Source organism: Sphingobium trunci (assembly GCF_022664535.1).
Lineage (GTDB): Bacteria > Pseudomonadota > Alphaproteobacteria > Sphingomonadales > Sphingomonadaceae > Sphingobium.
Genome location: NZ_JAKUJY010000070.1, coordinates 1 through 792 on the forward strand (window position 1 = coordinate 1; position 792 = coordinate 792).

General features: G+C 58.8%; 1 pseudogene. It reads right to left on the reverse strand.

From position 1 onward, the window contains the following. A pseudogene (locus tag MJ601_RS21785) lies at window positions 1-690 on the reverse strand (hypothetical protein); the annotation flags it as partial. Between the last annotated feature and the right edge of the window lie 102 nt (window positions 691-792).

The window sequence follows — 792 nt, forward strand, 5'->3', positions numbered from 1 at the left end:
CCAAGCTGCCTCCACAGATTGCACTGCAATGAAGCGCGCTAGGGGAATTTCGGTCAAAGGTCGTGCCGAGGCCATCTCACGAGCGACGAGCGCCATTTCTATCCATTCTGAACCGTGGTCGTCACCTCGCTGTGCGAATGCGCTCCAAGCGACGACGTTGGCCCAAAAGGCCCGCTTTGGCTCCAGCACGTTCTTGATTATCGCTGCGATCCGGTCTTCGATTTTGCGCCTGTCCTTGATCGCTGCGGCGACGTCGTCGCCAGTTTCAAACCAGGAATCTAGCTGAGGGTTAGTCGCCAGCCAGCGGCCAGACGCGCGCACTGCCCTCTCCACCGCCTTGGCATCGATTGCTGCAGTGTCGGCACCCACGAGCATTGAGGCAACGAGATTGTCTATCGAGACAGGCTTGGGCGCGACATCCGAGAGCCCGATCAGATTGATTGCCTGAACGAGGCCAAACGGAGGGGCAGAGCCAAGCGGCCCATCCGCTAAGGCGCTGCTCAAGAGTAAGGACGTGTCCTCGGCCGTCGTTTCATGGACCGACATCTCGGACGAAATATGGTCAAGCATGTCGTCGATCTCGGGCCTGCTTAGCGAGCTTGCCACCCAGGCATCCCGAACACCATGACCTTGCTTGATCAGAATCGATACGAGCGCATTCTTTCTTCCCTGCTTGATCGAAGCGAACACGCTCTGGGCTCCCGCCCCATCGCGCTCGGATATTAGAAGTTCCCTGACCTGGATTGCGGGGCGCTTCTCCGGCACTGATCCGACAGTCCGCGCAGCTTTGAT